The following is a 17,076-nucleotide window of genomic DNA, read 5'->3' on the forward strand; positions in this document are numbered from 1 at the left end:
GGGTGGGGCGGGGCAAGGCCCAGGGGGTGCGGATGATCGACACACTGAGCACGGACATCCCGGACGGCGAGGAGCGCATCACGCTGCGGGTCGATGACGGGGTGGCGGTCCTCACGCTCTGCTGCCCCGAGCGGCTCAACGGCTGGAGCTGGGAGTCGAGCCGCCAGCTGGGGCTGCTGGCCGACCGGATCCGTTTCGACCCGGCGGTCCGGGCCGTGCTGCTGCGCGCGGACGGGCGGGCCTTCTGCGCGGGCATCGACGTGACGGCCCCCGGTGGCGCGATCACCGGACGCTCCCCGGCCGAGCGGACCCAGCGGTACTACGAGGGGATCCGCTGGGTGCACGAGCGGTTCGCGGTGTTCGCGGGGCTCCCGCAGCCGGTGGTCGCGGCCGTGCAGGGGTACTGCCTCGGCTTCGGATTCGAGCTGGCCCTGCTGGCGGACATCAGGGTCGCGGCCGACGACGCGGTGTTCGCGCTCCCGGAGGCGCAGCTGGGGGTGGCCGTCGACGCGGGCGGGGATCTGCGGATCGCCCGGGAGGCCGGGGCGGGCTGGGCCAAGTTCCTGGCGCTGACCGGGCGTCGTATCGACGTCGGCACCGCCGAACGCCTCGGGCTCGTCCAACTGGTCGTGGAGCGGGCGCAACTGGACACCGCGGCACGGGAGGTCGCGGCCGAGATCGCGGCCAACGCGCCGCTCGCGGTCCGCGCCGTGAAGCGCGACATCGACGCGTTCGCGGACGCGGGCCTCGCATCCGCCCTGGACCGTACGGCCATGTCCGCCGCTCTCACGCTGACCTCCGAGGACGTCCGGGAGGGGTACGCGGCCGGAGCGGCCCGCCGCCGGCCCGGATTCGAGGGCCGTTAGGCGCTCGTCCGCATCAGTGTCGGTCAAGGGGAGGCCCACCGGTGCTTCACGGGGTGAACGGGTCCCGTCCGAGCTGTTCGCGCACCGGCACCACCGGGGCGCCGACCAGCCCCCGCCGCTGCCAGTTCGCGCCGTCCACGACCAGGGTGTGCCCGGAGATGAAGCGTGCGTACGGCGAGGCCAGGAAGGTCGCGGCCCAGCCCAGCTCGTGGGGCTGCCCGACCCGCAGGGCCGGCTGGCGTACGGCCTTGTCGTCGGCGCTGTCGAGGTGGCCGCGGATTGCCCCGGGCAGGTCCGCGTGCGGGAAGAGTCCGGGCACCAGGCCGTTCACCTGGATGCCGTACGGTCCCCACTCGACCGCCAGGGTCTCGACCAGGTTCTTCACTCCGGCCTTGGCGGCGGCGGAGTGCGCGAATCCCGGGCCACCGGTCCAGGCGTAGGAAGCGCCCACATTGATCACCGATCCGCCGGTCCGGGCCGCCAGGTGCCTGCGGCCGAACTCACGTGTCATGAACCAGGTGCCGGTGAGGGTGGTGTCGAGCACGGCGCGCCAGGCGTTCGGCGACATGTCCTCGGCCGGGACGGGGAAGTTGGCCGCCGCGCTGTTCACCAGCACACCGGGCAGTCCGGCAGCCGACTCGGCCGCGTCGAACGCCCCGGCCACCTGTTCCGGCTCTCTGATGTCGCACACGGCGCTCACCACGCGCCCGCCCAGCGCTGCCAGCTCGTCCCGCGCCCTCTCCAGCCGTCCCGCGTCGCGTCCGACGATGACCAGCGAGGCGCCGAGCCGCGCGAACTCCGCGGCCATCGCCTTCCCGAGCCCCGAACCACCACCCGTCACCATCACCGTGCTCTCCGCATAGGTGCCCGGCGGCAGTGCGGTCACGCCGGGCGGGGGAGGAGCGGGCAGTCCCGGGTACCTGTCGTCCGTCATGGGGCATCGATACCCCGTACGCCCTGAAACCTCCAGAGGGGCGGCGGCGCGGAACCGGTCGGCGGGGACGGTTCACAGCGAGGCAAGCGACCGCTTAGTATGCGCTGAGCGCAGTACAGCCTATGGTGTATGGAGGCCCCTGATGCAGGCATGGCGAGTGCACGAGAACGGCGAGCCCGGAGAGGTCATGCGCCTCGACGAGGTCGCGGAACCGCAGGCAGGCCCGGGTCAGCTCAAGCTGAAAGTCCTGGCGGCCAACATCAACTTCCCCGATGCGCTGCTCTGCCGGGGCGAGTACCAGGTACGCCCGCCGCTGCCCTTCACCCCCGGCGTGGAGGTCTGCGGCGAGACCGCCGACGGACGCAGGGTGATCGCCAACCCGGCGCTCCCGCACGGCGGTTTCGCCGAGTACGTCGTCGTCGACGAGGCCGCCGTTCTCCCGGCGCCCCCCGCCCTGGACGACGCCGAGGCCGCCGCGATGCACATCGGCTACCAGACGGGCTGGTTCGGCCTGCACCGCCGCGCGCGTCTCCAGAGCGGCGAGACGCTGCTCGTGCACGCGGCGGCGGGCGGCGTCGGCAGCGCCGCCGTACAGCTGGGCAAAGCAGCCGGGGCCACGGTCATCGGCGTGGCCGGCGGCCCGGAGAAGGCCCGCATCGCCGCGGAGCTGGGGTGCGACCTGGTCATCGACCGGCGCGCCGACGACATCGTCGCCAAGGTCAAGGAGTTCACCGCGGGCAGGGGCGCGGACGTCGTCTACGACCCGGTCGGCGGCGACGCGTACACCAAGTCCGCGAAGTGCGTGGCCTTCGAGGGCCGGATCGTGGTCGTCGGATTCGCCGGCGGCACCATCCCGACCCCTGCGCTCAACCACGCACTGGTGAAGAACTACACGATCATGGGCCTGCACTGGGGCCTGTACGCGCAGAAAGAGCCTGCGTCGATCGGGCGCTGCCATGCCGAGCTGACCGCGCTCGCCGCCGAGGGAACCGTCAAACCGCTGGTCTCCGAGCGGGTCGCGCTCAAGGACGCGGCTGCCGCGGTCCAGCGGGTCGCCGACGGCGTCACCACCGGCCGCGTCGTGATCGTCCCGGAAGGGGCGGCCCGATGACGGAGAACAGCCCGCAGCCCGACAACACCGCGCAGCCGGACGCCGAAGCGCTGCGGCTGCGTACCCGCGAACTGCTCGCGGCCCACCCTCCGGCGTCCACCGGCCGTACCGACTTCCTGCGCGCCCGGTTCGACGCCGGGCTCGCCTGGGTGCACTACCCGGCCGGGCTCGGCGGTCTCGGCACACCGCGCTCGCTCCAGTCCGTCGTGGACGCCGAGCTGGAGGCCGCCGGGGCGCCCGACAACGACCCGCGCCGGATCGGCATCGGCCTCGGCATGGCCGCGCCGACGATCCTGCGCTACGGCACGGACGAGCAGAAGCGCCGCTTCCTGCGCCCCCTCTGGGTCGGCGACGAGGTGTGGTGCCAGCTCTTCAGCGAGCCGGGCGCCGGTTCCGACCTCGCGGCGCTGGCGACCCGGGCCGTGCGCGACGGCGACCACTGGACCGTCACCGGGCAGAAGGTCTGGACGTCCAGCGCCCATCTCGCCCGCTGGGCCATCCTCATCGCCCGCACCGACCCCGACGTACCCAAGCACCGGGGGATCACCTACTTCATCTGCGACATGACCGACCCGGGGGTCGAGGTACGGCCGCTGCGCCAGATCACCGGCGAGGCCGAGTTCAACGAGGTGTTCCTCACCGGGGTACGGATCCCCGACACCCACCGGCTCGGCCCGGTGGGCGACGGCTGGAAGGTCGCCCAGACCACGCTGATGAACGAGCGGGTCTCCATCGGCGGCTCCCGGATCCCGCGCGAGGGCGGCATGATCGGCCCGGTCGTGAAGACCTGGCGCGAGCGGCCCGAACTGCGCACGCACGATCTCCACCAGCGCCTTCTCGCCCTCTGGGTGGAGGCCGAGGTCGCCCGTCTCACCGGCGAGAGGCTGCGCCAGCAGCTCGTCGCGGGCCAGCCAGGACCCGAGGGCTCCGGGATGAAGCTCACCTTCGCCCGCCTCAACCAGGAGATCAGCGGCCTCGAAGTCGAACTCCTCGGCGAGGAAGGGCTGCTGTACAGCGACTGGACGATGAGCCGTCCCGAACTGGTCGACTTCACCGGGCGCGACGCCGGCTACCGCTATCTGCGCTCCAAGGGGAACTCCATCGAGGGCGGTACCAGCGAGGTGCTGCTCAACATCGTCGCCGAGCGGGTGCTCGGGCTGCCTTCGGAGCCACGCAACGACAAGGACGCCGCCTGGAAGGACCTGGCCCGATGACCGACCTCCTGTACTCCGAGACCGAGGACGACCTGCGCTCCGCCGTCCGCTCCCTGCTCACGGACCGCTGCGGCGCACCGGAGCTGCTGGCCGCTGTGGAGTCCGGCACGCCGGGCGACCTCCAGCTGTGGCCCGCCCTGGCCGCGGAGATGGGGCTGGCGGGGCTGCTCGTACCCGAGAAGTCGGGCGGCCAGGGCGCCACGCACCGCGAGGCCGCCGTGGTGCTGGAGGAGCTGGGGCGCAGCGTCGCCCCGGTGCCGTACCTGACCAGTTCGGTCGTGGCCACGGAGGTGCTCACCGGCCTCGGTGCCGGAAACACCGCGGCCACCGAACTGCTCGCGACCCTCGCCTCCGGAGAGTGCGTCGCGGTGCTCGCGGTGCCGCTGACCACGGCGCCCGGTTCCGTGCCCGTGCTCCCCGGCCTGACCGGCACGGTGAGCGCGGTCGCCGACGCGGCGGCGGCGCAGGTGCTGCTCGTCCCCACGGCCGACGGGCTGTACGCGGTAGGGGCGCGCGACCCCGGCGTCACCGTCGAGCCGCTGGTCCCGCTCGACCTCACCCGCCCGCCGGCCACCGTCACTTTGGACGGTGCGCAGGGCAACCTCCTTGCCGGGCCCGAGGATTCACGGGTGGCCCTGCACCGGGGGCTGCTCGCCGGGGCCGGGCTGCTCGCGTCGGAGCAGCTGGGGCTCGCCGAGTGGTGCCTGGAGGAGACCGTCCGGTACACGCGCGAACGACACCAGTTCAACCGGCCCGTCGGCGGGTTCCAGGCGCTCAAGCACCGGATGGCGCAGCTCTGGCTGGAGATCGTCTCCGCCCGCGCCGCCGCACGCAACGCGGCCGACGCGCTCGCCACCGACAGCAGCGAGAAGGCGCTCGCTGTCTCGGTCGCTCAGGCGTACTGCAGCCGCGTCGCGGTGCACGCCGCCGAGGAGTGCATCCAGCTGCACGGCGGTATCGGCATGACGTGGGAGCACCCCGCGCATCTCTACCTCAAGCGCGCCAAGTCCGATGCGGTGGCGCTCGGTTCGGCGGGGATGCACCGGGAGGCGCTGGCGGAGCTGGCCGACCTGGCGGGGCCGCGGTAGCCGGAGCCCGACCGTTACAGCGAGTCAACACCCGTACGGCTTACAGGTCTTATGCCGGAAACGGGTGTCTCCTCCGCCACACTTACGGCCGAATGCCGCATACCCGGTGTGGCGGAGGAGGACGACCATGGCCATCTCGATCTCACTTGTGCTGCTGCTTGTTGTCCTCGCGGGGATCTTCCTCCGCGGCGGCGGACTCAAGCTCTCCCATGCGATCGTCTGTGCTCTTCTCGGCTTCATGCTGGCCAGCACCAGCCTCGCCCCGACCATCCAGCAAGGGGTCACGGGCACCGCGGACATGGTCGCCAACATCAAGCCCTGACCGCCTCCGGGGCCTCGGCCGGGTGATCAGGCCGACGGCGGGTGACCCTCGCCCGGTGTGAGGCGGCGCCGGTAACGGGTGGCGGGGCGTTCACCGATTCTGGCGTCTGCCACCGCGGTGAATCCGTTGTGCCGGAGCACGGCCGTGGACGCCGGGTTGTCGAGGGTGACGACCGCGCTGAGTGCGGACAGCCCGTACACATCGGCAGCGAGGCGGCACACCTCGTCGACCGCGGCCGTCGCCATGCCCCGGCCCGCGGCGCGCTCGCCGATCCGGTAGCCGAGTACGGCGGCCCCCTCCTCGACGTCCACGAGATTGACGCGGCCGGCCAACTCGCCGTGGTCGTCCACGATGACATGGAAGTGGCACACGCCGGCGTCCTGTTCGGCGAGCCGGGCGCGGAGCTCGTCGGCGAACCCGGCGAAGTACGCGTCCCCGCGGTCCGATATGAACCGTGTGAAGTACGTCCGGTTCTCCCGTTCGAAGGCCAGCAGGGCATCCGCATGACCGGCTCGCAGCCGCTCCAACGTCATCATGTCCGGCAGCTTACGACTGGGGGCCGGGGCCGTCGCAACCGAGAATCGGGTCCGCCCGCCGGATCAGCCGGGACCGGATGAGGAACCTGACGCCCTCCGGGGCCTCCAGCGAGAAGCCGCCGCCCCGTCCCGCCACGACGTCGAGGATCAGCCGGGTGTGCGCCCACACCTCCTGCTGACTCGCCGAGATCCAGAACGGGACGGGCTCGGCCACGCCCTCCACGGCGAGCGACTCCAGGAGGATGTCCGAGCCTCCGGTACGGAACTCCCCGGCCTGGTAGCACATGGGCGCGCTGCCGTCGCAGCAGCCGCCCGACTGATGGAACATCAGCGGGCCGTGGATCCCGCGCAGCCGGCGGATCAGATCGGCGGCGGCGGGGGTGAACTCCACCCGCGGGGCGTCGGACATCGCACTCTCCCGGTTGTCGCTCGGCCGGCTCATCGGGCGGCCAGGCTCCGCCCAGTCAACTCCCCGCAACGTTGCGAGGAGGTTGCACGGAACGCCCCGGCTGCCTCAGTACGTACCCCGGCTCGGCCGCATGGTGCGGTCGGACGGGACGACACGGGCCACCTCCGTGGCGATCTCCACCACGCGCGGGGCCAGTTCACGGATCCGGGTGTCCGGCAGCCGGACGGACGGGACCTGGACCACCACGGCCGCGTGCGCGTAGCCCCGGGCGTCCAGCACCGGGGCGCCGATGCAGCGCACGCCCTCGACGTTCTCCTCGTTGTCGATGCTGTACCCCCGCTCGCGGGTCAGCTCCAGCTCCTCGGCGAACCGCTCCCGGCTTCCGATGGTGTGCGCCGTGACGGCGCGCAGTTCGGCCGGCAGCGAGCTGAGATAGTCCCCGGGGTGCTCCGCGAAGCTCATCAGCGCCTTGCCCGACGCCGTGGAGTACAGGGGGAAGTGGGCGCCGGGGTGCTGCTCGAAACGGAGCGGCAGCGGTGAGGGGACGCGCATGACCACGACGGACTCCTCGCCGTCCCGCACCGCGAGATTCACCGACTCGTTGGTCTCTGCGTTGAGTTGCTGGAGCAGTGGGAGGGCCCGGTCGGTGCCAAGGGCGCGCTGGGCCGCCTGCCCCAGCAGTATGGCCGTGCTGCCCAGGTAGTAACCGTCCGTCACGGGATTGCGGCTGAGGAACCCCTCGGCCGCCAGGGCTCCCACGACCCGGTGGGCGGTGCCGGGGGTCAGTCCGAGGCGCTGGATGATCTCGGTGACCTGGACGTCCCCGTCCGCCTCGATGAGCAGCCGCAGGACAGCCATCGCCCGGTCGATGGCCTGGGTGCCCGCACGCGCGTCAGGGGTCTTGGCCGACCGTTCGGCCGGGTCCTGTCGTCCGGGAGGAGTGCCGGCAGTCACCTGGTGTTGGTCCTTTCGGCTCTGGCCACAATTTTCGTGCAGCCTACCGGTGCCGTCGACGGGCACGCCGCGGGAGTTTCGCCGGTGCAGGTCAGGGCGGTGTGCGGGGAGCGGACTGGGCGCCGGGCGGAAGAGGATTTCCTGTCATGGGCATTGACCGGCCGCACGGGGACGTCCTAGCGTGACGGCACTCCACAATGTGGATGTCCTTCCAAAATTCTTCTCAGGCCCCGGATCCACCGGCGGACAGCGGCCCGCCGCACCCCGCCGCAACGCCCCACACGCCAGGAGATTTCATGCCCAGCTTCGACAACCCCACCGAGTCCGTCTTCACCTGGGCCGCGCCCCCGCTCAAGTTCGGGCTCGGCGCCATCGCCGAGATCGGCGAGGACCTGCAGGCACTCGGCGTCACCAACGCCCTGATCATCACCGACCCCGGCGTCGCCGCGACCGGCGTACCGGACCGGGTCGCCCACGCGGTGAAGGCCGCCGGACTCGACGCCCGGATCTTCGACGGAGTCGCCGTCGAGCCGACGGACGTGAGCATCGGGGAAGCCGTCGAATTCGCCAGGTCGGGGTCCTGGGACGGCTACATCGCGGTCGGCGGCGGCTCCTCGATGGACACCGCCAAGGCGGTCAACCTGCTCACCACCCAGCCCGGCACGCTCATGGACTACATCGCCGCACCGATCGGCGGCGGCAAGGTCCCCACCCTGCCGGTCAAACCCCTGATCGCGGTGCCGACCACCGCCGGTACCGGCTCGGAAGCCACCACCATCTGCGTCGTCGACCTCCTGGACCTGCGTCTCAAGGCAGGCATCAGCCACCCGCGGCTGCGCCCGTCGCTCGCCGTCGTCGACCCGCTGACCAGCATGACCGTCCCCGCCGCTGTCACGGCGGCCAGCGGCATGGACGTCCTCACCCACGCCGCCGAGAGCTACACCGCGCTCTCCTTCGACGCGCGGCCCGCCTTCCCCAGCGCCAAGGCCCGCGCGGCGTTCTGCGGCGCCAACCCGATCAGCGACGTGTGGTGCGAGAAGGCCATGGAACTGGTGGGCGTCCACCTGCGCCGGGCCGTGATGAACGGCAACGACCTCTCCGCCCGCTACGGCATGGCGTACGCATCCGCCGTCACCGGCATGGGCTTCGGAAACGCGGGCACCCACATCCCGCACGCCAACGCCTACCCCATCGCCGGCGCCGTCGAGAACTACCGCGCCCAGGGCTATCCGGAGATGCCGATGGTGCCGCACGGCCAGGCCGTCGCCTCCACCGCCATGGCCGCCTTCCGCTTCACCTACCCGTCGAACCCGCAGCGCCATCTGCGGGCCGCCGAGCTGATCGGCGGACGGCCCGTCGACCCGGACGAGGGCGCCGAAGCCCTGCCCCGCGTGCTGCGTGAACTGCTCCGCGACATCGGGATGCCCAACGGCATCTCCGCCTTCGGCTACTCCGAGGCCCAGCTCGGCGAACTCGTCTCGGGCACCATGAAGCAGTCCCGTCAACTGAGCGTGGTCCCGCGTCCGTTGACCACCGAAGCGGCGGAACAGATCTTCCGCGAGTCCCTCCGCAACTGGTAACGGCGCGCGGCCGGCATCCGCGTCCGCCTGCCGCCCGCACGCCGGGCGGCAGGCGGGGCGGCGGTCCCGTGCCGCGTCCCCCGGTGCCTCTGGCACACGACCCCCTGCGCCCTCGACCCGGAGGCATCCCCATGCCCGCACCAGCGCAGACGCCGATCAGCAAGGTCGCCCTGGCCGGCGCCATCGGCACGACGATCGAGTGGTACGACTTCTTCCTCTACGGGACTGCCGCCGGAATCGTCTTCGACAAACTCTTCTTCCCCAGGTTCGACAGCCTCACCGGCACGCTCCTGGCCTTCGCGACCTTCGCCATCGGCTTCGTCGCACGCCCGCTCGGCGGGGTGGTCTTCGGCCACTTCGGCGACCGGGTGGGCCGCAAGACGGCCCTCATCGTCACCATGTTCATCATGGGGGCCGGTACGTTCCTCATCGGCCTGCTGCCCACCTTCGACAGCATCGGCATCTGGGCCCCTGTCCTGCTGATCGTGCTCCGCATCGTCCAGGGCATCGGGGTCGGAGGTGAGTGGGGCGGCGCGGTCCTGATGTCCGTCGAACACGCCCCCGAAGGCCGCAAGGGCTACTACGGGAGCTGGCCGCAGATCGGCGTACCCGCGGGCCTCATGCTCGGCACCGGTGTGTACGCGCTGCTGTCCAGCTCCCTGTCCACGGCCCAGTTCCTCGACTGGGGCTGGCGCATCGCCTTCCTGCTCAGCGGCGCGCTCGTCGTCATCGGGCTCTACATCCGCCTCCAGGTCTACGAGACCCCCGCCTTCCAGGCCGTACAGGAGAAGCAGGACCAGGCCCGGATCCCGATCGTCGAGCTGCTGCGCACCTCGAAGCTCAATCTGCTGCTCGGCATGGGCACGCGGATGGCGGAAGGGATCGCCTTCAACACCTGGGGCGTCTTCGCCATCGCGTACACCACCGGCGAACTGAACGTGTCGCGGACCCACGCGCTGATCGGCGTGATGGTCGGCGCCGGCGTCTGCATCCCCATGATCCCGGTGTGGGGCGCGATCTCCGACCGGTACGGGAGGCTGCGGATCTTCGGGCTGGGAACGGTCCTCTTCGGCCTGTCCGCCTTCCCGGCGTTCGCGCTCTTCGATACCGGCTCCGCTCTGGTCATCGGAGGCGTGCTCGTCGTGACACTCGGCCTGTTCTACGGGGCGATGTACGGCCCGCAGGCGGCGCTGTACGCCGAGTTGTTCCCCGCGAACGTCCGCTACAGCGGCGTCTCCTGCGTCTACCAGGTCTCCGGCGTCTTCGCGAGCGGGCTCACCCCGATGATCCTCACCAGCCTGCTCGCGTCCGGCGGCGGCAGGCCGTGGCTCATGTCCGTCTACATCGTGGCCATGTCCGCGCTCAGCCTGGTGTCCGTGGTCCTCATCGCCGTACTGCGCCGCAGAATCGGCGCGCAGACACCGCAGCCGGTACCGGTGCTGCAGAGCTGAACCGCAAGGTACGGGGGAGGGGCGGGCCGGACCCGCGGCCCCGCTCTGTCCCGCCGGACCGCCGTGTCCCGCCGGACGCCGGGTTCCGTCGGACCGCCGTGTCCCGTCCCGCCCCTCCGGCACCCCGTACATCTGCCCGCCGCGCCCCCCTCGCACGGGGCGCCCCTGACCCACCGTGAGGTAGCGCTGTGCACACGCCCCAGACCCGAAACGCGGCGGAGATCACCGACGCGCTCCGCCGCGCCTCAGTGGCGGAGGTCGACGACTCCCCGCTGGCCCGCTCGCTCTACGCCTCGGACGCCTCCCTGTACCGGGTGGAGCCCCGGGCGATCGTCTTCCCCCACGACGCCGCGGAGATCGCCGCGGTGCTGGCGGTGTGCCGGGAACAGCGGATCCCGCTCACCATGCGGGGCGCGGGCACCTCCATCGCGGGAAACGCCGTGGGCCCCGGCGTCGTCATCGACACCTCCCGCCATCTGAACCGGGTGCTGGAGATCGACCCGGAGGCCAGGACCGCCCTGGTCGAACCAGGCGTGATCCAGGCGGGCCTCCAGCGGGCCGCGGCACCGCACGGCCTGCGCTTCGGCCCCGACCCCTCCACCCACAACCGCGCGACCCTCGGCGGCATGATCGGCAACAACGCCTGCGGCTCGCGCGCCCTCGGGTACGGCCGCACCAGTGACAACGTCCTGGGCCTCGACGTCCTCGCGGGTACGGGGGAGCGGTTGCGTCTCGGCGCGGTACCGCAGACCACGGGCGCCTCCCCCCTGCTCGACAGCCTCCGGGCAGCGACCACGAGCGAACTCGAAGTCATCCGGACCGAGTTGGGGCGCTTCCCCCGGCAGGTGTCCGGCTACAGCCTGGAACACCTGCTGCCGGAGCGCGGCTTCGACGTGCCCCGTGCCCTGGTCGGCAGCGAAGGCACCCTGGCGCTGACCCTCGCGGCCAGGGTCCGGCTCGTACGCGACGAACCGCAGCGCATCCTGATCGCTCTCGGCTACCCGACCATGGCGGACGCGGCGGACGCCGTCCCGGCGATCCTGCCGTACGCCCCGGTGGCCTGCGAGGGGCTCGACGCGCGGATCGTCCGCGTGGTCGTCGACCGGAAGGGAGCCGCCTCGGTCCCGGAACTCCCCAGGGGCGAAGGCTGGCTGCTCGTCGAGCTGGCCGGTGAGAGCTCCGCGGCCCTGGTCGCCGACGCGGGCCGGCTGATCGCGGACGCCGGCGCCCTGGACTCCCGTATCGTCGTCGACGCCGCGCACGCCGCCGCGCTGTGGCGCATCCGCGAGGACGGCGCCGGGCTCGCCTCCCGTACCCCCGCGGGCGACCCCGCCCACTCCGGATGGGAGGACGCGGCGGTCCCGCCGGAGCAACTGGGCGGCTATCTGCGGGAGTTCGAAGGCCTCCTGGCCGAGCACCGGCTGACCGGGCTGCCTTACGGGCACTTCGGCGACGGCTGCGTCCACATCCGCATCGACTTCCCTCTCGGCTCCGCCGACGGGACGCGCGCCCTGCGGGAGTTCCTCTTCCAGGCCGGTGAACTGGTCGCCCGGCACGGCGGGTCCATGTCCGGCGAACACGGTGACGGACGGGCCCGCGGCGAGCTGCTGCCGCTGATGTACTCCCCGAAGGCCATCGGCCTGTTCGAACGGGTCAAGAGCGTCTTCGACCCCGATGACCTGCTCAACCCCGGAGTCATCGTGCGGCCGGACCCGGTGGACCACGCCGTCCGCGCCGCCGGCGCACGGCCGCTGCGCCGGAAGGAACTGCCCACCCTCGGGCTGGCCCACCGGCACGACCGGGGCGATCTGTCCATGGCCGTCCACCGCTGCACCGGGGTCGGTAAATGCCGCGCCGACACCACCGCGACCGGTGGGGTGATGTGCCCCAGCTACCTCGCCACGCGCGAGGAGAAGGACTCCACCCGCGGCCGGGCCAGGGTCCTCCAGGACGTCGTCTCCGGCCGGCTCGGGCCGGACGGCTGGCGTTCCCCGGCCCTGCACGACGCCCTCGACCTCTGTCTGTCCTGCAAGGGCTGCTCGTCCGACTGCCCGACCGGGGTCGACATGGCCGCGTACAAGGCGGAGGCGCTGCACCAGAAATACCGCCACCGGCCGCGCCCGCGCAGCCACTACGCCCTCGGCTGGCTGCCCCGCTGGGCGCGCCTGGTGCGGAGTCTGCCCGGCCTCACCCGGCTGGCGAACCTGGTGATGCGCTCGCGGGCTCTGCACCCGCTCCTCGTCCGCGCCGCCGGAGTCGACCCGCGCCGCCAACTGCCCGTGTTCGCCCCCGAGACGTTCCGCAGCTGGTTCGCCCGGCGACCCGCGGAGTCCCGTACCCCGCGCCACGGTGATGTGGTCCTCTTCGTCGACACCTTCACGGACGCCTTCTCTCCCGGTACCGGGATCGCGGCCGTCGCCGTCCTGGAAGACGCCGGGTACCGGGTCACCGTCACCGAACGGCCCGTCTGCTGCGGTCTCACCTGGATCTCCACCGGCCAACTGGACGGCGCCCGGCGGCAGATACGCGCCACGGTGCGAGCGCTGGCGCCGTACGTCCGGGCCGGCGCGCTGGTGGTCGGCCTTGAGCCCTCCTGTACCGCTGTGCTCCGCGCCGACGCCGCCGAACTCCTCGGAGACGCGGAGGGGAAGGGCGACGGCGACGCGGACGGGAAAGCAGTGGCGGAGGTCGCCGCGGCCACCCGTACGCTGGCCGAACTGCTGGGCGGGACCCCGGACTGGACCCCGCCCGACCTGACCGGCGCCACCGTCGTCGCCCAGCCGCACTGCCACCACCACGCCGTGATGGGCTGGGAGACGGACGCCGAACTGCTGCGCACGGCCGGCGCCACGGTCGAGCGGCTCGGTGGGTGCTGCGGGCTCGCGGGCAACTTCGGTGTCGAAGAGGGCCACCACGACGTCTCCGTCGCGGTGGCCGGACAGCAGCTGCTGCCCGCGGTCGGCCGGGCCGCCCCCGACGACACGATCCTCGCCGACGGTTTCAGCTGCCGCACCCAGCTCGACAGCCTCACCGACCGCTCGGGTGACCACCTCGCCCAGCTCCTGGCCCGGCACATCCGGTGAGCCGGATCAGCCGACCGACGCCGTCGATCCGTCCTCCTCACGGCCGGCGACGACCGGTCGCACGGGGGCGGATCCGGCGTCGGAACCAGGTCCGGATCCGGGAGCGGGTCCGGCTTCGGGACCAGGTCCGGCGTCCACGGCGGCGATGGGGGTGAGGGACGGCCCCGGACGCAGCCGGCTCAGACCGAAGGTGAGCGCGAAGTTGAACAGGACAGCGATCAGGCCCGCGTTGATGCCGGCGAGGTCCGGGTCGGTCGCGTACAGGACGATGGAGACCGCGACCCCGCCCAGGATCCCCGTCGACACCGCCCAGCCCCGCACCCGGCGGAAGAACATCAACGCGATCCAGCCGGGGATGAGTTGGCCGAGCAGGTAGTACGTCAGATTCAGCACGGTCAGCATCAGCGTCGACGCGGTCAGGGTGAGGACCGCAGCGGCGACCAGGAAGACCGCGACCGCGGCCGTCGTCCACCGGCGCTGGGCCTCGGGCCGGACGTTCGGCGCCAGGTTCCGGGAGACGATGCCCCCGATGGAGAGCGCGGTGACGGCCAGCACCAGGATGCCCGAGAGACCGGCGCCCGCCGCGACCACACCCACCAGCCAGTCGGGCAGCCGGTCCTGGACGATGGCCATGAAGACCGTGTTGGGGTCCTTGACCCTGGTGCCGTCGGCGAAGGCGAAGTACGCGGTGGCGACCAGGAACGGGTACACGAGCATGTACACCGGCATCCACACGGTCGACGACTTGATGGCGCGCTCCGACCGGGCCGTGAAGATATAGGTTGCGGAGAAGCCCAGATAGAAGGTGACGCCCTGGAACACGATGGTGGTGAGTGCGAACACCATCGGTGAGCCGCCCATGGTGACCTGCGCGTGCGGCACGGAGCCCGATCCGAAGATCTGCGAGGTGCCCCCGGCGGCCACGACCACGACCACCCCGGCGACCACGATGCCGACGATCATCAGGACGTCCTTGAGGATCGCGACGAAGGCGGGCGACCGCACGCCCGACACCGCGAGGTACAGGAAGGAGATGACACCCGCCAGCACGACGGCCTGGACCGGGCTGATGGGCAGCCCGAGCGCGCCGAGCACCACCTGCATCCCGATGAACTGGTACTGCCCCCACGGCACGAGCGCGACGAGCACGGCGCCCGCCGTGACCAGTTCGAGGGACCGGCTGCGGAAGTGCCGTCCGAACACGTCCGGGACGGTCATCGCGTCGTACCGCACGCCCGCCCGCCAGATCAGTGGTGCGACGAAGTAGCCCAGGGGATAGGCGAGCAGGATGTAGCCGAGGAACCAGACCCCGTAGCTCGCTCCGCCCGCGTAGATACCAGCCGGGAAACCGATCATGGTGCCGATGCTGTAGACCTCGCCGACGGCCAGGAAGTACAGCAGCCAGGGGGCGAAGGAGCGGCCGCCGACCAGGTACTCGCCGATGGACATCTTCCGCATCCCGCGCCGGGCGCTGAAGGCGACCAGGACGGACAGCGCCAGCACACCGAAGAAGATCGCGGCGATCATGCCCCGCTCACCTCCTCCCGGCGCGCGGGCGGCGGATCCTCCGGGTAGCGCGGCCGGTCGATCCGCCAGGCCACCCAGAGACAGAGGCTGGTGAGCGGGAAGCAGAGGAACATCCAGAAGAACAGCAGCGGGATGCCGAGTACGTACACGGACGTGTCGGCGAGCAGCGGCATCACCACCAGGACGGCGACGGACGGCAGCCCGAGACCGATGGCCAGACTCCGGTGGTTCGCCGTCATCGCGGACCCCCGTCGGACGGCGGCCGCCCCGCTTCCAGATCGGTGGCGCCTCGCCAGACCACCTCACCGCCGATGACGGTGGCGTCCACCCGGAGCGTGTCGAGGGCGGCCGGGTCGACCGCTGCGGGGTCCGCCGACAGCACCGCGATGTCGGCCAGCTTGCCCGGTTCGAGGCTGCCCTTGGTTTGTTCCTCGAAGCCGAGATGGGCGGCCTGGCTGGTGTAGCCGCGCAGCGCGGTGTCCACGTCCACCCGCTGCTCCGGGCCCAGTTCCTCGCCGTCGCGGGTCATCCGGCGCACCGCGCACCAGATGCCCTCCAGCGGCGGCACCGGCACCACCGGGGTGTCGGAGTGCAGGCCGAACAGGACGCCGTGCGCCCGTGCGGAGGCCAGCGGGCTGATGCGCCGGGCCCGTTCCGGACCGAGGAACCGGTCGCGGTGCCGGTCACCCCAGTAGTACACGTGCTTGATGAAGAACGAGGCGAGCACACCGGCCCCGGCCATCGTGTCCAGCTGCTTCTCACTGACCATCTGGCAGTGCTCGATCCGGTGCCGCCTGTCGGCCTCGCCGGGGTCGAGGCCGAGTGTCGCGTAGGCGTCCAGAATCGCCTGGATCGCGGCGTCCCCGTTGCCGTGCACGGCGACCTGCCAGCCGGCCTCGTGCAGCGTCGCGACCCGCCGGCTCAGATCCTCCTGGGGATGGATCAGGAGCCCGTTGGTGTCCGGTGCGCAGGCATACCCCTCGGAGACGCATCCGGTCAGCCCCTGGAGCGACCCGTCGGCGAACAGCTTGACCCCGGCCACCCGGAACAGGTCGTCGCCGAGGCCCGAGATGCCCGATTCCACGGGGCTGAGCGAGCCGTCGCCGAGGCCGGGGAACAGATCCTGTACGAGATAGGCCCGGATCCGGTTGCGCAGCCGCCCGGAGGCGCGCGCCAGCCGGTAGGCGTCCAGTTCACCGGCCCCGCCCACCAGTCCGAGCCCGGTGTCGTGGACGGTGGTGACCCCGGCGGCCAGATAGGCGTCACCCGCCAGCCCGAGCGCCCCCGCGAGATCCGCGGAGCCCGGCTTGGGCATGGCCGCGTACGCGGCGAACGCGGCGGTCTCGGCGAGCACCCCGGTCGGTTCGCCGTCCTCGTCACGGCCGATCGCCCCGCCGACCGGGTCGGGGGAGCCGCGGTGGATCCCCAGCAGCCGCAGCGCAGCGGAGTTCAGTACGCAGAAGTGGCCGGAAATGTGCTGGAGGCAGACCGGATGGTCCGGGGACACCGGGTCCAGATCGCCGCGGGTGGGGTGCCGGTCGTCCGCGAGTAGCGTGTCGTCGTACCGGTAGCCGCGGATCCAGCTGCCGCGCTCCGCACCGGCCACCGCCTGTTCCACCCGGTCCACGATGTCGCGGACGGTGGCGTTCGGCGGGCTGCCCGCGTCCACATCGGCTGCCAGGGTGAGCCCGAAGAACGTCGGGTGGTTGTGCGTCTCGATGAACCCCGGCACCGCGCAGCGGCCCCGCAGGTCGAGCACCCGGGTCTGCGGGCCGACCAGGCCGAGCACCGCGGCGTCGGAGTCCACCGCCAGTACCCGCCCGTCCCGGGCGGCCAGGGCGGTCCGGGTCGTACCGCCCCGGTCCATGGTGCGCACCGTTCCGTTGAGCAGTACGAGATCGGCGGCTGCGAGGGGATCGGCGGTACGGGGGACGTCGGACATCGAACGATCACCACCTGAAGCAGGTCAACACCTGCGTAGCGGCAGCCGGTCGAGGGGCG

Annotated in this window: 15 protein-coding genes; 8 read left to right on the forward strand and 7 right to left on the reverse strand. The window is 72.0% G+C overall.

Annotated features, from left to right (window positions below; all coding sequences use genetic code 11):
• Nucleotides 1-32: 32 nt before the first annotated feature.
• Complete coding sequence (locus OHB13_RS34565) at nucleotides 33-866, forward strand: enoyl-CoA hydratase/isomerase family protein (RefSeq protein WP_266861937.1); 834 nt, start codon at nucleotides 33-35, stop codon at nucleotides 864-866.
• A gap of 46 nt (nucleotides 867-912) precedes the next feature.
• On the opposite strand, the gene OHB13_RS34570 is transcribed toward OHB13_RS34565, so the two are convergent.
• Complete coding sequence (locus tag OHB13_RS34570; protein WP_328379779.1) at nucleotides 913-1,800, reverse strand: SDR family oxidoreductase; 888 nt, start codon at nucleotides 1,798-1,800, stop codon at nucleotides 913-915.
• 142 nt (nucleotides 1,801-1,942) lie between these two features.
• Here OHB13_RS34570 and OHB13_RS34575 point away from each other — a divergent pair, with 142 nt between their 5' ends.
• From OHB13_RS34575 to OHB13_RS34590, 4 genes are all read left to right on the forward strand, one after another.
• Nucleotides 1,943-2,911, forward strand: coding sequence for an NADPH:quinone oxidoreductase family protein (locus tag OHB13_RS34575; RefSeq protein WP_266861933.1), 969 nt, complete (start codon nucleotides 1,943-1,945; stop codon nucleotides 2,909-2,911).
• Nucleotides 2,908-4,125: an acyl-CoA dehydrogenase family protein gene (locus OHB13_RS34580; protein ID WP_266861931.1), complete on the forward strand. Its 1,218-nt coding sequence runs from the start codon at nucleotides 2,908-2,910 to the stop codon at nucleotides 4,123-4,125. The genes OHB13_RS34575 and OHB13_RS34580 overlap by 4 nt, the downstream gene beginning before the upstream one ends.
• Nucleotides 4,122-5,213 (forward strand): acyl-CoA dehydrogenase family protein, encoded by a 1,092-nt coding sequence (locus tag OHB13_RS34585; RefSeq protein ID WP_328379780.1) that lies wholly within the window; start codon nucleotides 4,122-4,124, stop codon nucleotides 5,211-5,213. The genes OHB13_RS34580 and OHB13_RS34585 overlap by 4 nt, the downstream gene beginning before the upstream one ends.
• 127 nt (nucleotides 5,214-5,340) lie before the next feature.
• The gene (locus OHB13_RS34590) at nucleotides 5,341-5,535 is read left to right on the forward strand and encodes a hypothetical protein (RefSeq protein WP_266861929.1); all 195 of its coding nucleotides are present in this window, start codon (nucleotides 5,341-5,343) and stop codon (nucleotides 5,533-5,535) included.
• 26 nt (nucleotides 5,536-5,561) lie between these two features.
• On the opposite strand, the gene OHB13_RS34595 is transcribed toward OHB13_RS34590, so the two are convergent.
• The 3 genes from OHB13_RS34595 to OHB13_RS34605 form a co-directional block, all read right to left on the reverse strand.
• Complete coding sequence (locus tag OHB13_RS34595) at nucleotides 5,562-6,071, reverse strand: GNAT family N-acetyltransferase (RefSeq protein ID WP_266861927.1); 510 nt, start codon at nucleotides 6,069-6,071, stop codon at nucleotides 5,562-5,564.
• 10 nt (nucleotides 6,072-6,081) lie between these two features.
• Nucleotides 6,082-6,480, reverse strand: a complete 399-nt coding sequence (locus OHB13_RS34600) for a DUF779 domain-containing protein (protein ID WP_328379781.1) — start codon at nucleotides 6,478-6,480, stop codon at nucleotides 6,082-6,084.
• A gap of 105 nt (nucleotides 6,481-6,585) precedes the next feature.
• A complete protein-coding gene (locus OHB13_RS34605; RefSeq protein WP_328379782.1) occupies nucleotides 6,586-7,434 on the reverse strand; it encodes an IclR family transcriptional regulator in 849 nt (282 codons plus the stop codon).
• 296 nt (nucleotides 7,435-7,730) lie between these two features.
• Here OHB13_RS34605 and OHB13_RS34610 point away from each other — a divergent pair, with 296 nt between their 5' ends.
• From OHB13_RS34610 to OHB13_RS34620, 3 genes are all read left to right on the forward strand, one after another.
• The gene (locus OHB13_RS34610; RefSeq protein ID WP_328379783.1) at nucleotides 7,731-9,014 is read left to right on the forward strand and encodes a hydroxyacid-oxoacid transhydrogenase; all 1,284 of its coding nucleotides are present in this window, start codon (nucleotides 7,731-7,733) and stop codon (nucleotides 9,012-9,014) included.
• A 131-nt stretch (nucleotides 9,015-9,145) separates the two neighbouring features.
• Nucleotides 9,146-10,465 (forward strand): MFS transporter, encoded by a 1,320-nt coding sequence (locus OHB13_RS34615; protein ID WP_328379784.1) that lies wholly within the window; start codon nucleotides 9,146-9,148, stop codon nucleotides 10,463-10,465.
• Nucleotides 10,466-10,653: 188 nt separating this feature from the next.
• Entirely contained in the window at nucleotides 10,654-13,548 is a 2,895-nt protein-coding gene (locus tag OHB13_RS34620; RefSeq protein ID WP_328379785.1) for an FAD-binding and (Fe-S)-binding domain-containing protein, read from the forward strand.
• A gap of 6 nt (nucleotides 13,549-13,554) precedes the next feature.
• Here the strand turns inward: OHB13_RS34620 and OHB13_RS34625 are convergent, their stop codons facing one another.
• The 3 genes from OHB13_RS34625 to OHB13_RS34635 are packed head-to-tail and all read right to left on the reverse strand — an operon-like array spanning nucleotide 13,555 to nucleotide 17,017.
• Nucleotides 13,555-15,075, reverse strand: coding sequence for a sodium:solute symporter family protein (locus tag OHB13_RS34625; protein ID WP_328379786.1), 1,521 nt, complete (start codon nucleotides 15,073-15,075; stop codon nucleotides 13,555-13,557).
• Entirely contained in the window at nucleotides 15,072-15,314 is a 243-nt protein-coding gene (locus tag OHB13_RS34630; RefSeq protein ID WP_266861914.1) for a DUF3311 domain-containing protein, read from the reverse strand. Before OHB13_RS34630 ends, OHB13_RS34625 begins: the two co-directional genes overlap by 4 nt.
• Complete coding sequence (locus tag OHB13_RS34635) at nucleotides 15,311-17,017, reverse strand: amidohydrolase (protein ID WP_266861912.1); 1,707 nt, start codon at nucleotides 17,015-17,017, stop codon at nucleotides 15,311-15,313. The genes OHB13_RS34630 and OHB13_RS34635 overlap by 4 nt, the downstream gene beginning before the upstream one ends.
• Nucleotides 17,018-17,076 lie beyond the last annotated feature (59 nt).

It is taken from the genome of Streptomyces sp. NBC_00440 (genome assembly GCF_036014215.1).
Classification (GTDB): domain Bacteria; phylum Actinomycetota; class Actinomycetes; order Streptomycetales; family Streptomycetaceae; genus Streptomyces.

Excerpts from the sequence above, each read along its gene's own strand:
- OHB13_RS34625 (WP_328379786.1), bottom strand. The coding sequence starts at position 15,075 with ATGATCGCCGCGATCTTCTTCGGTGTGCTGGCGCTGTCCGTCCTGGTC.
- OHB13_RS34565 (WP_266861937.1), top strand. The coding sequence starts at position 33 with ATGATCGACACACTGAGCACGGACATCCCGGACGGCGAGGAGCGCATC.
- OHB13_RS34615 (WP_328379784.1), top strand. The coding sequence starts at position 9,146 with ATGCCCGCACCAGCGCAGACGCCGATCAGCAAGGTCGCCCTGGCCGGC.
- OHB13_RS34585 (WP_328379780.1), top strand. The coding sequence starts at position 4,122 with ATGACCGACCTCCTGTACTCCGAGACCGAGGACGACCTGCGCTCCGCC.
- OHB13_RS34575 (WP_266861933.1), top strand. The coding sequence starts at position 1,943 with ATGCAGGCATGGCGAGTGCACGAGAACGGCGAGCCCGGAGAGGTCATG.
- OHB13_RS34635 (WP_266861912.1), bottom strand. The coding sequence starts at position 17,017 with ATGTCCGACGTCCCCCGTACCGCCGATCCCCTCGCAGCCGCCGATCTC.
- OHB13_RS34580 (WP_266861931.1), top strand. The coding sequence starts at position 2,908 with ATGACGGAGAACAGCCCGCAGCCCGACAACACCGCGCAGCCGGACGCC.
- OHB13_RS34595 (WP_266861927.1), bottom strand. The coding sequence starts at position 6,071 with ATGATGACGTTGGAGCGGCTGCGAGCCGGTCATGCGGATGCCCTGCTG.
- OHB13_RS34590 (WP_266861929.1), top strand. The coding sequence starts at position 5,341 with ATGGCCATCTCGATCTCACTTGTGCTGCTGCTTGTTGTCCTCGCGGGG.
- OHB13_RS34600 (WP_328379781.1), bottom strand. The coding sequence starts at position 6,480 with ATGTCCGACGCCCCGCGGGTGGAGTTCACCCCCGCCGCCGCCGATCTG.
- OHB13_RS34630 (WP_266861914.1), bottom strand. The coding sequence starts at position 15,314 with ATGACGGCGAACCACCGGAGTCTGGCCATCGGTCTCGGGCTGCCGTCC.
- OHB13_RS34570 (WP_328379779.1), bottom strand. The coding sequence starts at position 1,800 with ATGACGGACGACAGGTACCCGGGACTGCCCGCTCCTCCCCCGCCCGGC.
- OHB13_RS34610 (WP_328379783.1), top strand. The coding sequence starts at position 7,731 with ATGCCCAGCTTCGACAACCCCACCGAGTCCGTCTTCACCTGGGCCGCG.